This window comes from Streptomyces sp. NPDC034043 (assembly GCF_055575675.1).
Genome location: NZ_JBVISF010000007.1, coordinates 77,071 through 93,828 on the forward strand (window position 1 = coordinate 77,071; position 16,758 = coordinate 93,828).

Here is a 16,758-nt window from a genome sequence, read left to right on the forward strand (position 1 = left end):
GATCCCCACCGGATCTCCCGCCACCCGTTCGGAAGGACCGGTCCCCGGGCATGACTTCAGACTCCACCGCCACCACGACACCGCCCCGCTCGCGCGCCGCACGGATCCGGCGGGGGCTCGCCTGGACGGCGGCCGTCGTGGTCCTCGGCGCGGCGGGGTCCGGCTGGTGGGTCTACGACCACCTCAACGGGAACATCGACAGCGTCGACCTGGACCAGGCCATCGGCACGGACAACCGGCCGCCCAAGTCGGCCGGGAACGCGCAGAACGTCCTGGTCCTCGGCTCCGACTCGCGGGCCGGCGCCAACGGCGAACTGGACCACGGCGACGTGAGCGGGGCCCGCTCCGACACCGCCATGCTGGTGCACATACCCGAGGGCCGGGCCAGGGCCACCGCCGTGAGCATCCCGCGCGACACCCTGATCACCCGGCCCGAGTGCAAGGACAAGGACGGCAAGACCGTTCCCGAGGCCGGCCGGGTCATGTTCAACTCCGTCTACACGCTGGGCGGTCCGGCCTGCGTGGTCAAGACGGTGGAGCAGCTGTCCGGGATCCGCGTGGACCACTTCGTCGAGGTGGACTTCGCCGGCTTCAAGGGGCTGGTGGACGCCCTCGGCGGGGTCACCGTCACCCTCGACCAGCCCATGACCGGTGCGAAGGGCGGCCTCAAGCTGGACGCGGGCACGCACCGGCTGAACGGCACCGACGCGCTGAAGTTCGTACGGACCCGCTACGGCTACGGGGACGGCAGCGACCTCGGACGCATAGGGCTCCAGCAGCAGTTCATGATCGCGATGCTGTCCGAGATCAAGAAGCAGGACGCCTTCGGCAATCCGGCGCGGCTCTACAAGCTGGCCGACGCCGGCACCAAGTCGCTGACCACCGACTCCGATCTGGCCTCGCTCACCGCGCTGTCCGACTTCGCGCAGAGCATGAAGGGCGTGGACCCGTCCACCATGGAGACCATCATGCTGCCGGTGTCCTACGACAAGGTGGACCGCAACCGGGTCGTCGTCGCACAGGAGCAGGCCTCCCAGCTGTGGGAGGCCCTGCGCACCGACCAGAAGGTCCCCGCCTCGGCGAAGGACTCCCCCGCCAAGGGCGGCCCGGGCGCCAAGTCTCCGGCGCCCGGGCCGTCCCCGTCGGCGGGTTCCCGGTGAACCGCCGCGCCTCCTAGTACTCCGCGTCCTGGCCGGCCTGGGCCAGGCGGCTCTTGCGCCTGCCGTACAGGAAGTAGACGACGACGCCGACCGCCATCCAGATCCCGAAGCGCAGCCAGGTCTCGGCCGGCAGGTTGAGCATCAGCCAGAGCGAGGCCGCCATCGACAGGATCGGGATCAACGGCACCCACGGGGTGCGGAAGGCCCGGTGCAGGTCGGGGCGGGTCCTGCGCAGGATGATCACGCCGAGCGCCACGATGACGAAGGCGAACAGGGTGCCGATGTTGACCAGTTCCGCGAGCTTCTCGAGGCTGGTGAACCCGGCGACGACGGCGATGAGCACGCCGAGCAGCAGGGTGGCCCGGTAGGGGGTGCGGTACTTCGGGTGCGTGACGGAGAAGACCCGCGGCAGCAGTCCGTCACGGCTCATCGCGAAGAACACGCGGGTCTGGCCCAGCAGCAGGATCATGCACACCGTGATGAGGCCGACGGACGCCCCGAGGCTGATGGCCCCGGAGAAGAAGGGCTGGTCGACGGCCTTGAAGGCGTCGGCGAGCGGGGCGGTCGGCGACATCTCCCGGTAGTACTGCATGCCGGTGACCACGACCGTCACCGCGACGTACAGCACCGTGCAGATCAGCAGCGAGCCCAGGATGCCGCGCGGCATGTCCCGTTGCGGGTTCTTGGTCTCCTCGGCCGCGGTGGCCACGACGTCGAAGCCGATGAAGGCGAAGAAGACGAGGGAGGCCGCGGTGAAGATGCCCATGACGCCGAAGTTGGTGGGTTCGTAGCCGAACAGCAGCTGGACCAGTGGCGCGTGCCAGCCGGCTCCGCCGGCCTGTGGCTCGGCGGGCGGGATGAACGGGGAGTAGTTGTCGGCCTTGATGAAGAACAGGCCCGCGATGATGACCAGCATCACCACGGTGACCTTGATGGCGACGACGACCGCGGTGATGCGGGCCGACAGCTTCGTCCCGACGACGAGGACCGCGGTCAGCACCAGGACGAGGAGGAAGGCCAGCAGGTCGAAGGTTCCGCCCTCGTCGGGCCCGGACAGCGCGACGGGCATGTCCCAGCCGAGGTTCGTGTGCATGAGGTGGCGTACGTATCCGGACCAGCCGACCGCCACGACGGCGGTGCCGAGCGCGAATTCGAGCACCAGGTCCCAGCCGATGATCCAGGCGGGCAGCTCGCCGATCGAGGCGTACGCGAAGGTGTACGCCGAGCCGGCCACCGGGACGGTGGACGCGAACTCCGCGTAGCAGAGCGCTGCGAGGGCGCAGACGACGCCCGCGGCCACGAAGGCGAGGGCGGTGGCGGGTCCGGCGTTGTTCCGGGCCGCGATTCCCGTGAGGACGAAGATGCCGGTGCCGATGATGACGCCGACACCGAAGACCGTCAGGTCCCAGGCGGAGAGCGATTTGCGGAGCGCGTGCTCCGGCTCCTCCGTGTCACGGATGGACTGTTCCACCGTCTTGGTGCGGAACGGGCTGTTCTGATCCGTGCTCACCTACGCACCTCCCAAGAAGTACGCGAACGGGCCGGGAGGCCCACCCCTCAAGGGTGATCTCCCGGCCCGTGACGTGCAACCGCGCGGTCCGGCCCGTCGGGCCCGTCCGGCTAGTCGAGGGCGGCGGGCTCGTTCTCGTAGCGCCCGTCCAGCTTGGCGACCAGACCGGTGACCTGGCGGGCGATGTCCGGGGCGGTCAGGCCGATCTCGGCCATGATCTCCTTGCGCAGCGCGTGGTCGAGGAAGCGCTGCGGGATGCCGAAGTCGCGCAGCGGCACGTCGACCCCCGCGTCGCGCAGGGCCTGGGAGACGGCCGCGCCCACACCGCCGGTGCGGCCGTTGTCCTCGACGGTGACGACGACCCGGTGGCGGTCCGCGAGCGGGGCCAGGGCCTCGTCCACGGGCTTGACCCAGCGGGGGTCGACCACGGTCGAGGAGATGCCCTGCTTGTCCAGCAGGCCGGCGATCTCCAGGCACATCGGGGCGAGGGCGCCGACGGAGACGAGGAGTACGTCCGGCCGGGTGACCTCGGGGGCCGGGGCGCGCAGGACGTCCATGCCGCCGATGCGGCCGACGGCGGGGACGGCCGGGCCGACGACGCCCTTGGAGTAGCGCACGACCGTCGGGGCGTCCTTGACCTCGACGGCCTCCCGCAGCTGGGCGCGCAGCTGCTCGGCGTCGCGCGGAGCGGCCAGGCGCAGGCCCGGGACGACCTGGAGGATGGACATGTCCCACATGCCGTTGTGGGAGGCGCCGTCGTCACCGGTGACCCCGGCGCGGTCCAGCACGAAGGTGACCCCGCACTTGTGCAGGGCCACGTCCATGAGGACCTGGTCGAAGGCGCGGTTGAGGAAGGTGGCGTACACCGCGAAGACGGGGTGGACGCCGCCGGTGGCGAGCCCGGCGGCCGAGGTGGCGCCGTGCTGCTCGGCGATGCCGACGTCGTAGATGCGGTCCGGGAAGGCCTCGGCGAACTTGTTGAGGCCGACCGGGTGGAGCATGGCGGCGGTGATGCCGACGATGTCCTCGCGCTCGTGGCCGAGCTTGACCATCTCGTCGGCGAAGACGGAGGTCCAGCTGGCGGCGGCGGTCTTGACCGGCAGCCCGGTGTCGGGGTGGATCACGCCGACCGCGTGGAAACGGTCCGCCTCGTGCTCCAGGGCCGGGGTGTAGCCGCGTCCCTTCTGGGTGAGGCAGTGGACGATGACCGGGCCGCTGAAGCGCTTGGCGCGCTGGAGGGCGGACTCCAGGGCCTCCATGTCGTGGCCGTCGATGGGGCCGATGTACTTCAGGCCCAGGTCCTCGAACATGCCCTGCGGGGCGATGAAGTCCTTGAGGCCCTTCTTGGCGCCGTGCAGGGTCTCGAAGAGCGGCTTCCCGACGACCGGGGTGCGCTCCAGGATTTCCTTGCCGCGGGCCAGGAAGCGCTCGTAGCCGTCCGTGGTGCGCAGGGTGGCCAGGTGGTTGGCGAGGCCGCCGATGGTGGGGCCGTACGAGCGCTCGTTGTCGTTGACGACGATGACGAGCGGGCGGTCCTTGGCGGCGGCGATGTTGTTCAGCGCCTCCCAGGCCATGCCGCCGGTCAGCGCGCCGTCGCCGATGACGGCGGCGACGTGGTGGTCCTCGCGGCCGAGCACCTCGTTGGCCTTGGCGAGGCCGTCGGCCCAGCCCAGCACCGTGGAGGCGTGGGAGTTCTCGATCACGTCGTGGTCGGACTCGGCGCGCGAGGGGTAGCCGGACAGGCCGCCCTTGGCGCGCAGGTTCCCGAAGTCCTGGCGGCCGGTGAGCAGCTTGTGGACGTAGGCCTGGTGGCCGGTGTCGAAGAGGACCTTGTCCTTGGGCGATTCGAAGACCCGGTGCAGGGCGATCGTCAGTTCGACCACGCCGAGGTTGGGGCCGAGGTGCCCGCCGGTCTTGGAGACGGCGTCGACGAGGAAGGACCTGATCTCGGCGGCGAGCTGAACCAGCTCCTCCTGGCTGAGCCGGTCCAGATCGCGCGGTCCCTTGATGCGGGTCAGCAGCACCCGTGCCTCCTTGCAGTTGCTTGCTGGTCTGTCGAGTCTAATGTTCCGCTCGCGGAGCCGGTCATCGGGCGGTGCCTGGCGGGCCACGCCTTTGTCATACCTGTGCGCCCCGCAGCGGCACCACACCTCCCGAACGGGTGTATACCTGCACATCCGTACGCATGCGCGCACGCACGGGTGCCCGGTGCCACACGGAGTGGCACCGGGCACTGTGACGGGTCTTACCGCCCGGGATCGGCCCAGGTCGCGCGGTCAGGCGCGGCCGGCCGTCTTCTGGGTCTTGCGGGTCACCGAGTCGATGACCACCGTGGCCAGCAGGACGGCACCGGTGATCATGTACTGGATCGGGGTCGCGATGCCCTCCAGGGCCAGACCGTACTGGATGCTGGTGATGACCATCACACCGAGGAGGGCGTTCCAGGTCCGGCCGCGGCCGCCGAAGAGGCTGGTTCCGCCGATGACGGCCGCCGCGATGACGTTCATCAGGAGGTCGCCGGCGCCGGCGCTCTGGTTGGCCGCCGCGATCTTGGAGGCCCAGAAGAGGCCGCCGATGGCCGCGAAGGTGCCCGCGATCGCGAAGACCGCGATGCGGATCCCGTTGACGTTGATGCCGGCGCGGCGGGAGGCCTCGACGCTGCCGCCGAGGGCGAAGACGTTGCGGCCGAAGGTGGTGCGGCGCAGGACGAAGTCCGTGCCGACCAGGGCGACCACGAAGAGCACCAGGGCCAGCGGCAGGCCCTTGTACTGGTTGAACACGACGGCGGGGCCGAACGTGAACAGGGCCAGCAGGCCGGTGCGCAGCAGGATCTCGCTCAGGGGCCGCGAGGGGACCCCGGCGGCCTCCCGGCGGCGGTTGTCGAAGAAGGTGGCGAGGAAGTACGCCACCGTGGCGAGCGCCGCGAGGCCGTAGCCGGCGGCCACGTCCGAGAAGTAGTACGTGGTGAGCTGCCCGACCACGCCCTCGGAGTCGAGGTTGACGGTGCCGTTGCTGCCCAGGATCTGGAGCATCGCGCCGGACCAGAACAGCAGGCCGGACAGGGTGACCGCGAAGGCGGGCGCCCCGATCTTGGCGAAGAAGAAGCCGTGGACGGCACCGATCAGGGCGCCGCCGGCGACGGCGGCGAGGATCGCGAGCCACTCGTTGATCCCGTGGGTGACGGCGAGGACGGCCACGATCGCGCCCGAGACGCCGCTGACGGAGCCGACCGAGAGGTCGATCTCGCCGAGCAGCAGGACGAAGATGATGCCGACGGCCATCATGCCGGTGGCGACCATGGTGATCGCGATGTTGGAGAGGTTCTCCGGGGAGAGGAAGTTCGAGTTCAGCCCCTGGAAGATGCCCCAGATGATGATCAGGCCGAGGACGACCGGGATGGAGCCCAGGTCGCCGGCCTTCATCTTGCGGCCGAACTCGCTCAGGTAGCCGGACAGCCCCTGCTCGCGCACGAGCAGGCGCGGGTCCACCACGGGAATGGCGTCCGCCGGGGCGGCGGGGTTGGCCAGCTTGGCCACCTCTTCCGCCGAGGTGTGGTGTTCGGTGCTCACTTGCGGGCCTCCCCGGTGCGGGCCGCCCGGCGGGTCACGGCGTTGTCCGTGGCCCCGGTGATGGCGGAGATGATCTCTTCCTGCGAGGTGTCGGCGACGTTGAAGACGCCGTTGTTGCGGCCCAGCCGCAGCACCGCCACCTTGTCGGCGACGGCCTTCACGTCGGCCATGTTGTGGCTGATGAGGATGACGGCGTGGCCGCGCTCGCGCAGCCGCTCCACGAGGTCGAGCACCTGTGCGGTCTGCTCGACGCCGAGGGCGGCGGTGGGCTCGTCGAGGATGACGAGCCGGGGCTCGCCCAGCATGGAGCGGGCGATCGCCACGGTCTGGCGCTGGCCGCCGGAGAGCGAGGCGATGGGGATCCGGACACTGGGGATCCGGATGGACAGGGTGGTCAGGAGCTCGCGGGCGCGGCGCTCCATCTCCACCTCGTCGAGGACGCCGAAGCGCTTGAGCTCGCGCCCGAGGAAGAGGTTGCCGACGACGTCGATGTTGTCGCACAGCGCGAGGTCCTGGTAGACGGTCGCGATGCCGAGGTTCTGGGCGTCGTGGGGCTTGTTGATGGAGACCGGGCGGCCCTCCCACTCGATGACTCCGTCATCGATGGGGTGCACGCCGGCGATCGTCTTGACCAGCGTGGACTTGCCGGCGCCGTTGTCGCCGACCAGGGCGACCACCTCACCGGAGTGGATCTCGAGTTCTACGTCGGTCAGGGCCTGGACGGCGCCGAACCGCTTCGAGACCCCTCGCAACGCCAGCACGGGCGCAGCGGACACATGAACCATCTCCTTCGCCGCCTGACCGGCGGGGATGTCGTGCAAAAGAGCAGGAGCGGGGCGGATGGGGGATTGCGACAAGCGAAAGGTGAAGCGTTTCTGCCCGGCGCCCCGCGGGTGGCGGGGTATGAGGTGCGGGGCACCGGGCAGGGCGGGTGGGCCGCCGCGCGGGGGCGGCGACGGGGGCCTTACTTGAGGCCGATGGCGGCGCAGGCGGCCGCGAACTTGTCGGTGCAGATCTCCTCGACCGTGTAGACGCCGTCCTTGACGACGGTGTCCTTGATGTTGGCCTTGGTGAGCGAGACGACCGGGATCAGCACGGACGGGACGCCCTTGGAGGTCGGGCTGTCGACCTTGTTGTTGATGATGCCGTCGATCTTCTCGCCCTTGGCGAGGGCGACGGCCATCTCGGCGGCGGCCGCGGCCTCGGGGGCGTACGGCTTGTAGACGCTCATGAACTGCTCGCCCGCCACGATCCGCTGGACGCCGGCCAGTTCGGCGTCCTGGCCGGTGACCGGCGGGAGGGGGGACAGACCGGCGGCCTTGAGGGCGGTGATGATGCCGCCGGCCATGCCGTCGTTGGCCGAGTAGACGCCGATCACCTTGTCCTTGCCGAGCGCGGTGAGCGCGCCCGCCATGTTGGTGTTGGCGTTCTCCGGCTTCCACTCCTTGGTGTCGTACTCCTTGCCGATGTTCACCTTGCCGTCGAGGACGGAGTGGGCGCCCTTCTTGAACAGCGCGGCGTTCGGGTCGGTGACGGAGCCGTTCATCATGACGACCTGGCCGTCCTTGGCCTTGTCGCCCAGGGCCTCCAGCAGGGCCTTGCCCTGGACCTTGCCGACCTCTTCGTTGTCGAAGGAGGTGTAGGCGTCGATCGGGCCCTCCGCCAGGCGGTCGTAGGCGACGACCGGGATGCCGGCGTCCTTGGCCTTCTTGACCGAGCCCGCGATGGCCTTGGCGTCGACCGCGTCGATGATCAGGACGTTCACCTTGTTGGTGATCATCGTGTCGACCTGCGAGTTCTGCGTGGTCGCGTCCTGCTTGGCGTTGGCGTAGACCACCTCGGCCTTGCCGCCGGTGAGATCGGCGACCTTCTTCTCGATCAGCGGCTTGTCGAACTTCTCGTAGCGCGCGGTCTGGTTCTCCGGCAGGAGCAGACCGACCTTGATGGCGTCACCGGCGGCGGAGCCGGAGGGCTTCTTCTCGCCGCCCGCTTCCTTGGCACTGCCACATGCGGCCAGCGAAACGGCCATGGCACCCGCGGCGACGGCTACGGCGGCTCTGCGCATACGCGTGTTCATTCGTTGAACCTCCCTGACGAGGCCGCAACGCTGCGGCCGAGGTGGATGTGAGTCAACCCCGGCCGCAAGTTTGTCGTCAAGGAGTGAATCCTTAACGAGATGACAACGGTGCCATCCGTTATCTAACTGAAGACATGACGGCGGGAGCTCGCACCCCAATGCCATTTTCCGCCAAAAGCGTCGAATCGCCCATCTCGCTGAGTACGAGAGCGAGTGCGCCGAGCACCTCCGCCCGGCCGCCCAACGAGCCCGTGAGCACCGACAGCTGACGGGCCGCGCTGGGGATCGCGTACCGCCCCACGGACTCGCGTATCGGCGAAAGCACCAGTTCACCGGCCTCCGCCAGCGAACCGCCCAGTACCACCCGGCTCGGGTTCAGGAGGTTGCAGAGGCTGGCCACGCCGCTGCCGATGTGGCGGCCCACGTCGGTGACCACCCGGCGGCAGCCCGGGTCCCCGCCCCGGGCAAGCTCGACCACCTTCTCCATCGTCAGCTCGGGCCCGTGTGTGCCCTGGAGCAGCGGCAGCACGTAGCGCGCGGCGGCGAAGGTCTCCAGGCAGCCGCGGTTGCCGCAGCGGCAGACGGGGCCGGATTCGTCCAGCGTGATGTGCCCGATCTCCCCGGCGGTGCCGCCGGGTCCCCGGTAGATCTGCCCGTTGATCACCAGGCCCGCGCCCACACCGCTCGCGACCTTGATGTACGCCAGGTCGCGGACCCCGCGGCCGCTCCCCCAGACCAGCTCCCCCAGCGCGCCGAGGTTCGCGTCGTTGTCCACGTAGACCGGTACGCCCAGGCGCTGCGAGAGCTCCTGGCGCGGGTTGATCCCGGCCCAGCCCGGCAGGATCGCGGTCGAGCCCAGCGTGCCGGACTCCACGTCGATGGGGCCCGGTACGCCGAGCCCCACGCCGATGACCTTGTCGCGGGCCACGCCGATGCCTTCGACCAGGCGCCCGACCAGGGTTTCCGCCCGGTCGAAGCCGTCGACCCAGGAGGCGTCCACGTCCAGCGGTTCGGCCTCCTCGGCCAGCACCTGGTGCGCCAGGTTGCCCACGGCCACCCGCAGGTGGGTATGGCCGAAGTCCACGCCGATCACGATGCCGGCGTCGCCGCTGAGCGAGACGCTGCGGGCCCGGCGTCCGCCGGCCGAGGTGTCGGTGACCTCGACGGTCCCGCTCTCCTTGAGCTCGCGGACGATGTTGGAGACCGTGGCCGCCGACAGTCCGGTGGTGCGGGCGATCTCCGCCTGGGTCAGCGAACCGGCGAGGCGCACGGCCCGCACGACTCGTTCCAGGTTCGCGCGGTGCAGCGAGGACTGCGATCCGGGAGTCTGCACGACTCATCCACTCCTGCCCATTAGCGGCGGAAATCCGCCGCCCCCCGGCCGGTGTCGCGGCTACGCGCTCCGAGACCCCGGCGTCTCTCCAACTTGTGAACCTTAAGTCGAGCCTTTGGCCACTCCGCCGTCAAGACCCTGAGACGGAGCGAACCGGACACATAGCCGGAAAGTATGAACAAGGGCCGCGAAGATCGTGCCACGGTCGCCGAAGCGCTGTCTCTCCTGTCAGACATACGTCATCCGTGCCCCCGGCGCACCCCGTGGCGTTCCCCGCCGCCCCGCGCGCGCCGGCCGCCCGTACGACGGTCCGCGCCGGCCGGACCGCTACTTCAGCGTCGCCGAGGTCAGGCCGGCCTGGATCTGGCGCTGGAAGGACAGGTAGACCACCAGCATCGGGATCATCGCGATGGTCACGCCGGCGAACAGCACCGGCAGGTCCGTCTCGTAGCCCATCTGGTACTGGAGCTGGATCAGCCCCTGGGTGAGCATGTAGCGCTCGGGGTCCGATCCGCTCTGCGGCTGCATCAGGACCGACGGCAGGATGTACTGGTTCCACTGGCCGAGGACATTGAATATCCCCACGCTGATCAGGCCGGGCTTGGCCATCGGCAGCATCACCTGGAAGAAGATCCGGGTGTCGGAGGCCCCGTCGATCACGGCCGCCTCGTGCACCGCCGTCGGCAGGGTCCGGAAGAAGGAGTGCATGAAGAAGACGGTGAAGGGCATCGAGTAGGCGATGTAGACCAGGACCAGCCCCTGGTACGTGTTGAGCATGTCCAGGCGCTTGACCATGAAGAACAGCGGTACGAGCGCCAGGAAGACGGGGAACATCGCCCCGCTGACGAAGAAGTAGTAGATGATCCGGTTCCCCCGGAAGGGGTAGCGGGCCAGTACGTACGCGGCCATGGAGCCGAGCAGCATGGTCAGCGGGACCGAGAAGGCCATCACGATCAGGGTGTGACCGAAGTAGCCTCCGATGCCCTTGTCCCAGGCGCGGCCGAAGGCGTCGAAGTGCCAGTTGGAGGGCCAGCTGAGGGCCGAGGCGCCGATCTGCGTGTCGGTCTTGAACGATCCGAGGGCCAGCCAGACCAGCGGCAGCACGATCAGCACCGCCCAGACGGCGAGGAAGCCGTGCGAGAAGACGTTGAGCGCCATGCCGTCGGAGCGGCGTCGGCCGCCGTCCCCGCCCCGGCCGCCGGCAGCGCCGGACCGCTCCGCCGAGGGCTCGCCCGGCGCCTTGATCACTGTGGTCATCGTGTCTCCCGCTCAGAACTCGATGCGCTCGCGGCGGGTGGCGCGCAGCGTGACGATGGAGAGGATCATGGTCAGGACGAGCATGACCACGCCCATGGCGCAGGCGTAGCCGCTCTTGCCGAAGTACAGGAAGTTGCGCATCAGTACGGTGGCCATGACCTCGCTGTGGTGATCGGGTCCGCCGCCGAACTGGGCCGAGGTCATGGTCGACACCAGGACGAACATGTCCATCGCCGCGATGCCCAGGTAGACCGCGGAGGTCTGCACGGAGTCCCACAGCAGGGGCAGGGTGACCCTGAAGAAGGTCTGGGCGCGGCCGGCGCCGTCCAGCAGCGCGGCCTCGTAGATGTCCTTCGGCACGGACTGCATGGCCGCCGAGAAGAGGACGAGGTAGAAGCCGACGCCGTGCCAGACCACCACGAGCAGCAGGCACCACAGGACGAGGTCGGGGTCGTTGAGCCATTCGACGGGGTGGGCCGGATCGGCCAGGCCGGCCCGGATGAGGAACCCGTTGAGCAGACCGCCCTCGTCGCTGCGGTACACCGCCCCGAAGAGCACCGCGAGGATGGCGAGGGAGAGGACCTGCGGGAAGAAGTAGACGATCTTGTAGAAGGCCGATCCGCGGACGCCCCGCACCCCGCCGGCCCCGCCGCGCCCTCCCGCGTTCACCATGAAGGCGAAGAAGAGGGCGAGCAGGATGGTGATCACCGGGACGAACACCAGGAGCAGCAGGTTGTGCCAGAGGGCGATGCGGAAGACCTCGTCCCTCATCAGGGCGGAGTAGTTCTCCAGGCCGACGAAGTCGAACGTCGGCGACTGGCCCGACCAGTTGGTGAAGGAATATCCGAACGTCTGAACGTACGGCCAGATGACGAAGGTCAGGTACAGCGCGAGCGGCAGGAGGAGGAAGCCGGCGATGAAGCCGGTCCTTCCTCCGCGCCGGGCTACGTGGCTCATGGTGTCCGTCCCTGATGACGCTGCCGGTGGACGTGTGGTCAGCTGCGGCGGTTGTTCTTGGCGTTGGGGTCCTTGGCAGCCTTGTCTACCGCAGCCTGGGCCCGCTTGATCCACTCCTTGGGCTGGATCCGCTGGGTCATCAGCTCATTGGACGCGTTCTGGATCTCGGCGTCCATCTCGCTGTACCAGTCGGGGTAGAGGTAGTTGAAGGTGTTCGGGCCCGCCGCCTTGACGGCGGAGACGGCCGAGGCGGTGCCCGGGCGGAGCTTGACGGCCGGGTCGACCCCTTCCTTGACGACGGTGAGCGAGTTGGCCTGCTGGGCGAAGAGGGTGGACCATTCGCGTGACAGCATCGAACGCAGGAACTCCAGGCCGCCCGGCTTGTTGGCGGCCTTCTCCGGGACGATGAAGGGTTCGCCGGCGCCGGCCCGGATGGATTCGAAGGGGAGCTTGCTGTCGGCGAGGACCGGGACCGGCAGGAACTTCATGTCGAAGTCGTCGGGGGTCTGCTTGAGCTGCTCGTTCTCCAGCCAGGAGCCGGAGGGGATGAAGGCCGCCTTGTACTGGTTCCAGGCGGTCTGGGACTCGGTGTGGGTCAGGCCGTTGGTGCCGGGCATGAGGTAGCCCTTCTCGACCACCTCGTAGACCGCCTCGACGGCGGCCAGGGCGGCGGGGTTGCCCTCGAAGGCGTTCGGCGCCAGGTTGTCGATGGCCTTCATGGCCTCCAGACCGCCCTTCTTGGCGATCAGGTCCATGATGACGACATTGATGTAGTACGGGAACTTTCCCTGGTGGGCCAGGCCGCCGATGCCGGCCTCCTTGGCCTTGGCGCAGACGGCCAGGAATTCGTCCCATGTCTTGGGCTCGGTCCAGCCCTTCTCCTTGAAGAGCTTGCCCGAGTACCAGAAGCCGTAGACGGTGTAGACGTAGTAGAGGGCGACGAACTTGCCCCCCTGTGTGCCCTGTTCGACGGTGCCGGGGATGAGCGTGTCGCGGACCTTCTTGCCGGGGTCGTCGAGCGAGGGCGCGTCGAGCACGACGCTGAGGTCGGCGAGCTGGCCGCCCTTCGCGAGGACGTCGATCTTGATCTGCTGGGCGCCGGAGTCGTCGACGACGTCCGGCGGGGTGCCGCCGTTGAAGCGGGGCTGGAGCTTGGCCGCGATCTCCTGGGTGCTGACGTGGGAGCTGGTGGTGCCCCACTTCTTGTCGAAGGCGGCCTCCCAGGCCTTCGCGTAGTCGTCGCCGAAGCCGCCCTTGAAGACGACCACGTCGAGCTTGCCGCCCTTGGCGACGCCGAAGGGGTTCTCCTTGGACACGACCCCCTTGTCGGGGCCCTTCGTGGTGCCCTCACCACCGGAGGCACAGGCGGACAGGAAGCTCATCGTCGGCACGCCGATCAGTCCGAGCGCCGCGGAACGCTTGATCAGATCACGGCGGCCGAGGCCCTCACCAGTGGATCCCATGCTCATGTCCTCGCCTTCGTCAGAAGTGTGAAGGAGGCCGGAAATCGCGGCAGTTACCACAAGGCGGGCCTCACCGCGGGCACCCCGGCTTCCCCCGGCCCGGAGCCGCTGATCGCACGGCGGCCCGGACGGGCACAGGTATAGTCCACTTCCGCTCGGCTCAGCAAGATCGTGCACAAGGATCGTTCCCGGCTTTTCCGAGTTGAGACCTGTCCGTCACCTGGGACCGCCGCCGCGAAAAGCGGAAGGGCCGCACCCCCTTAACGGGGGTACGGCCCTATGGTGCCGACAGACGGCGGATCGCTCCGCCTGGCGCGCCCTTAGCCGCGGATCAGGTTCCGCAGGACGTACTGCATGATGCCGCCGTTGCGGTAGTAGTCGGCCTCACCCGGCGTGTCGATGCGGACGACCGCGTCGAAGGAGACACCGGTGTCGGTGGTGACCTTGACCGTGCGCGGGGTGGTGCCGTTGTTCAGCTCCTCCACACCGGTGAAGGAGAAGGTCTCCTCGCCGGTGAGGCCCAGGGAGGCCGCGTTGGCGCCCTCGGGGAACTGCAGGGGCAGGACGCCCATGCCGATCAGGTTGGAGCGGTGGATGCGCTCGTAGGACTCGGCGATGACGGCCTTGACGCCGAGCAGCGCGGTGCCCTTGGCCGCCCAGTCGCGGGACGAGCCGGAGCCGTACTCCTTGCCCGCCAGGATGACCAGCGGGATGCCGGCGGCCTGGTAGTTCTGCGAGGCGTCGTAGATGAAGGAGACCGGCGCGCCCTCGACGGTGAAGTCGCGGGTGAAGCCGCCCTCGGTGCCCGGCGCGATCTGGTTGCGCAGGCGGATGTTGGCGAACGTACCGCGGATCATGACCTCGTGGTTGCCGCGGCGGGAACCGTACGAGTTGAAGTCGCGGCGCTCGACGCCGTGCTCCGTGAGGTACTTGCCGGCCGGGGTGTCGGCCTTGATCGCACCGGCCGGGGAGATGTGGTCGGTGGTGACCGAGTCGCCCAGCTTCGCCAGCACGCGGGCGCCGGTGATGTCGGAGACCGGGGTGGTCTCCATCGTCATGCCCTCGAAGTAGGGGGGCTTGCGCACATAGGTGGACTGCGGGTCCCACTCGAAGGTGTTGCCGGTCGGGATCGACAGCGCCTGCCACTGGGCGTCGCCCGCGAAGACGTCCTGGTAGGACTTGTTAAACATGTCCTCGCCGATGGCGTTCGCCACGACGTCGTTGACCTCGGCCTCGGAGGGCCAGATGTCCTGGAGGAAGACCGGCTTGCCCTCGGTGTCGGTGCCGATGGCGTCCTTGGTGATGTCCACCTTCATGGAGCCCGCGATGGCGTACGCGACGACCAGCGGCGGGGAGGCCAGGTAGTTCATCTTGACGTCGGGGTTGATGCGGCCCTCGAAGTTGCGGTTGCCCGAGAGGACCGAGGTGACCGCGAGGTCGTGCTCGTTGATCGCCTTCGAGATCTCCTCGTCCAGCGGACCGGAGTTGCCGATGCAGGTGGTGCAGCCGTACCCGACGAGGTTGAAGCCCATCTTGTCGAGGTACGGGGTCAGGCCGGCCTTGTCGAAGTAGTCGGTGACGACCTTCGAGCCGGGGGCCAGGGTGGTCTTGACCCACGGCTTGCGGGTCAGGCCCTTCTCGACCGCCTTCTTGGCCACGAGCGCCGCGGCGACCATGACGTAGGGGTTCGAGGTGTTGGTGCAGGAGGTGATCGCGGCGACGGTGACGGCGCCGTGGTCGATCTCGAAGGAGGAGCCGTCGGCCAGGGTGACCAGGGTGGGCTTGGACGGGGCGCCGTTCGGGTGGTTCGCCGGGGCGTCGGAGGCCGGGAAGGACTCCTTGCCCGCCTCGTCCACGTCGTCGACGTAGTTGCGCACGTCCTGGGCGAACTGCTGCGAGGCGTTGGCGAGGACGATGCGGTCCTGCGGGCGCTTCGGGCCGGCGATGGAGGGGACGACCGTGGAGAGGTCGAGCTCCAGCTTCTCGGAGAAGTCCGGCTCGGCGGCCGGGTCCAGCCACAGGCCCTGCTCCTTGGCGTACGCCTCGACCAGCGCGACCTGCTGGGCGTCGCGGCCCGTCAGGCGCAGGTACTTCAGCGTCTCGTCGTCGATCGGGAAGATCGCGGCGGTCGAGCCGAACTCCGGCGACATGTTGCCGATGGTGGCGCGGTTCGCGAGCGAGGTGGCGGCGACGCCCTCACCGTAGAACTCGACGAACTTGCCGACGACGCCGTGCTTGCGCAGCATCTCGGTGATGGTGAGCACCAGGTCGGTGGCGGTGGTGCCGGTCGGCAGCTCGCCGGTCAGCTTGAAGCCCACGACGCGCGGGATCAGCATGGAGACCGGCTGGCCCAGCATCGCGGCCTCGGCCTCGATGCCGCCGACGCCCCAGCCCAGCACGCCCAGGCCGTTGACCATGGTGGTGTGCGAGTCGGTGCCGACGAGGGTGTCGGGGTACGCCTGGCCGTTCCGGACCATGACCGTGCGGGCCAGGTGCTCGATGTTGACCTGGTGGACGATGCCGGTGCCCGGGGGGACGACCTTGAACTCGTCGAAGGCGGTCTGGCCCCAGCGCAGGAACTGGTAGCGCTCCTTGTTGCGGCCGTACTCCAGCTCCACGTTCTGGGAGAACGCGTCCTTGGTGCCGAACTTGTCGGCGATGACGGAGTGGTCGATGACCAGCTCGGCCGGGGCCAGCGGGTTGATCTTGGACGGGTCGCCGCCGAGCTCCTTCACGGCCTCACGCATGGTGGCGAGGTCCACGACACAGGGAACGCCGGTGAAGTCCTGCATGATCACGCGGGCCGGCGTGAACTGGATCTCCTGGCTGGGCTGCGCCTGGGAGTCCCAGCCGCCGAGCGCCCGGATGTGGTCGGCGGTGATGTTCGCGCCGTCCTCCGTGCGGAGCAGGTTCTCCAGCAGGACCTTCAGGCTGTAGGGAAGGCGGGCGGCGCCCTCAACCTTGTCCAGCCGGAAGATCTCGTACGACTCGTCGCCCACCTGCAGCGTGCTGCGGGCGTCGAAGCTGTTCGCCGACACGACAGTCTCCTTCATGCATGATTTCGCGCGTATAACCGCATCCTGCCGCCACGCCCTGTGGCCAATCCGCTAAGGTCAGGCTAAGTTAGGTAACCCTTATCAGCGGGGGCGGCTGCGGAACGCCTTCGGCAGATATCTCGATGTCGAGATAACTCTAGTACATGTCCGGGGGCGGGGACGAGGTGCACACCTCGCGGCCCGCCGGAGCCGTCCACCGGGCGGCCGCTCCGGCACGCCCGGATGATCTCCCGCCATGTGGGTTGAGCCTTGTCACCGGAGGCTGAGCGGCCGCCGCGGCCTGTCCGACCGGCGAGAGGCCGGGGGCGCGTTACGGGCGTACGGTGATCCCACCCAGCGCCTTCGACCTGGACTTCTTCGACGCCGGGCGAGGCCG

11 protein-coding genes are annotated in these 16,758 nt (G+C 68.9%); 1 reads left to right on the top strand and 10 read right to left on the bottom strand.

What is annotated here, in order from left to right; genetic code table 11:
• Positions 1–50: 50 nt before the first annotated feature.
• On the top strand, positions 51–1,160 hold the full coding sequence (locus ACZ51S_RS18815; protein ID WP_468961491.1) for an LCP family protein: 1,110 nt from the start codon (positions 51–53) through the stop codon (positions 1,158–1,160).
• 13 nt (positions 1,161–1,173) lie between these two features.
• Here the strand turns inward: ACZ51S_RS18815 and ACZ51S_RS18820 are convergent, their stop codons facing one another.
• The 10 genes from ACZ51S_RS18820 to acnA all read right to left on the bottom strand — a co-directional run bounded on the left by ACZ51S_RS18820 (position 1,174) and on the right by acnA (position 16,364).
• Positions 1,174–2,670, bottom strand: a complete 1,497-nt coding sequence (locus ACZ51S_RS18820) for an amino acid permease (protein ID WP_468475400.1) — start codon at positions 2,668–2,670, stop codon at positions 1,174–1,176.
• Positions 2,671–2,780: 110 nt separating this feature from the next.
• Entirely contained in the window at positions 2,781–4,694 is a 1,914-nt protein-coding gene (gene dxs, locus ACZ51S_RS18825; protein WP_468475423.1) for a 1-deoxy-D-xylulose-5-phosphate synthase, read from the bottom strand.
• A 252-nt stretch (positions 4,695–4,946) separates the two neighbouring features.
• Positions 4,947–6,206, bottom strand: coding sequence for a sugar ABC transporter permease (locus ACZ51S_RS18830; protein WP_388938665.1), 1,260 nt, complete (start codon positions 6,204–6,206; stop codon positions 4,947–4,949).
• Positions 6,207–6,235: 29 nt separating this feature from the next.
• On the bottom strand, positions 6,236–7,024 hold the full coding sequence (locus ACZ51S_RS18835) for an ATP-binding cassette domain-containing protein (RefSeq protein WP_388938517.1): 789 nt from the start codon (positions 7,022–7,024) through the stop codon (positions 6,236–6,238).
• Between the two features lie 179 nt (positions 7,025–7,203).
• Positions 7,204–8,316, bottom strand: a complete 1,113-nt coding sequence (locus ACZ51S_RS18840; protein WP_468802757.1) for a sugar ABC transporter substrate-binding protein — start codon at positions 8,314–8,316, stop codon at positions 7,204–7,206.
• 118 nt (positions 8,317–8,434) lie between these two features.
• Entirely contained in the window at positions 8,435–9,649 is a 1,215-nt protein-coding gene (locus ACZ51S_RS18845) for an ROK family transcriptional regulator (RefSeq protein ID WP_388938513.1), read from the bottom strand.
• A gap of 327 nt (positions 9,650–9,976) precedes the next feature.
• Positions 9,977–10,906 carry a carbohydrate ABC transporter permease gene (locus ACZ51S_RS18850; protein ID WP_388938511.1) on the bottom strand — a complete coding sequence of 310 codons (930 nt, stop codon included), beginning with the start codon at positions 10,904–10,906 and terminating at the stop codon, positions 9,977–9,979.
• A 12-nt stretch (positions 10,907–10,918) separates the two neighbouring features.
• Positions 10,919–11,863: a carbohydrate ABC transporter permease gene (locus tag ACZ51S_RS18855; protein ID WP_388938508.1), complete on the bottom strand. Its 945-nt coding sequence runs from the start codon at positions 11,861–11,863 to the stop codon at positions 10,919–10,921.
• A gap of 38 nt (positions 11,864–11,901) precedes the next feature.
• Positions 11,902–13,326, bottom strand: coding sequence for an N-acetylglucosamine/diacetylchitobiose ABC transporter substrate-binding protein (ngcE, locus tag ACZ51S_RS18860; protein WP_388938664.1), 1,425 nt, complete (start codon positions 13,324–13,326; stop codon positions 11,902–11,904).
• A 320-nt stretch (positions 13,327–13,646) separates the two neighbouring features.
• Positions 13,647–16,364: an aconitate hydratase AcnA gene (acnA, locus tag ACZ51S_RS18865; RefSeq protein WP_388938506.1), complete on the bottom strand. Its 2,718-nt coding sequence runs from the start codon at positions 16,362–16,364 to the stop codon at positions 13,647–13,649.
• Positions 16,365–16,758: the final 394 nt, after the last annotated feature.

What these genes read in the sequence shown, in the direction of transcription:
- ACZ51S_RS18815 (WP_468961491.1), top strand. Translation starts at nt 51, where the DNA reads ATGACTTCAGACTCCACCGCCACCACGACACCGCCCCGCTCGCGCGCC.
- ACZ51S_RS18835 (WP_388938517.1), bottom strand. Translation starts at nt 7,024, where the DNA reads ATGGTTCATGTGTCCGCTGCGCCCGTGCTGGCGTTGCGAGGGGTCTCG.
- ACZ51S_RS18840 (WP_468802757.1), bottom strand. Translation starts at nt 8,316, where the DNA reads ATGAACACGCGTATGCGCAGAGCCGCCGTAGCCGTCGCCGCGGGTGCC.
- ACZ51S_RS18850 (WP_388938511.1), bottom strand. Translation starts at nt 10,906, where the DNA reads ATGACCACAGTGATCAAGGCGCCGGGCGAGCCCTCGGCGGAGCGGTCC.
- ACZ51S_RS18855 (WP_388938508.1), bottom strand. Translation starts at nt 11,863, where the DNA reads ATGAGCCACGTAGCCCGGCGCGGAGGAAGGACCGGCTTCATCGCCGGC.
- ngcE (WP_388938664.1), bottom strand. Translation starts at nt 13,326, where the DNA reads ATGGGATCCACTGGTGAGGGCCTCGGCCGCCGTGATCTGATCAAGCGT.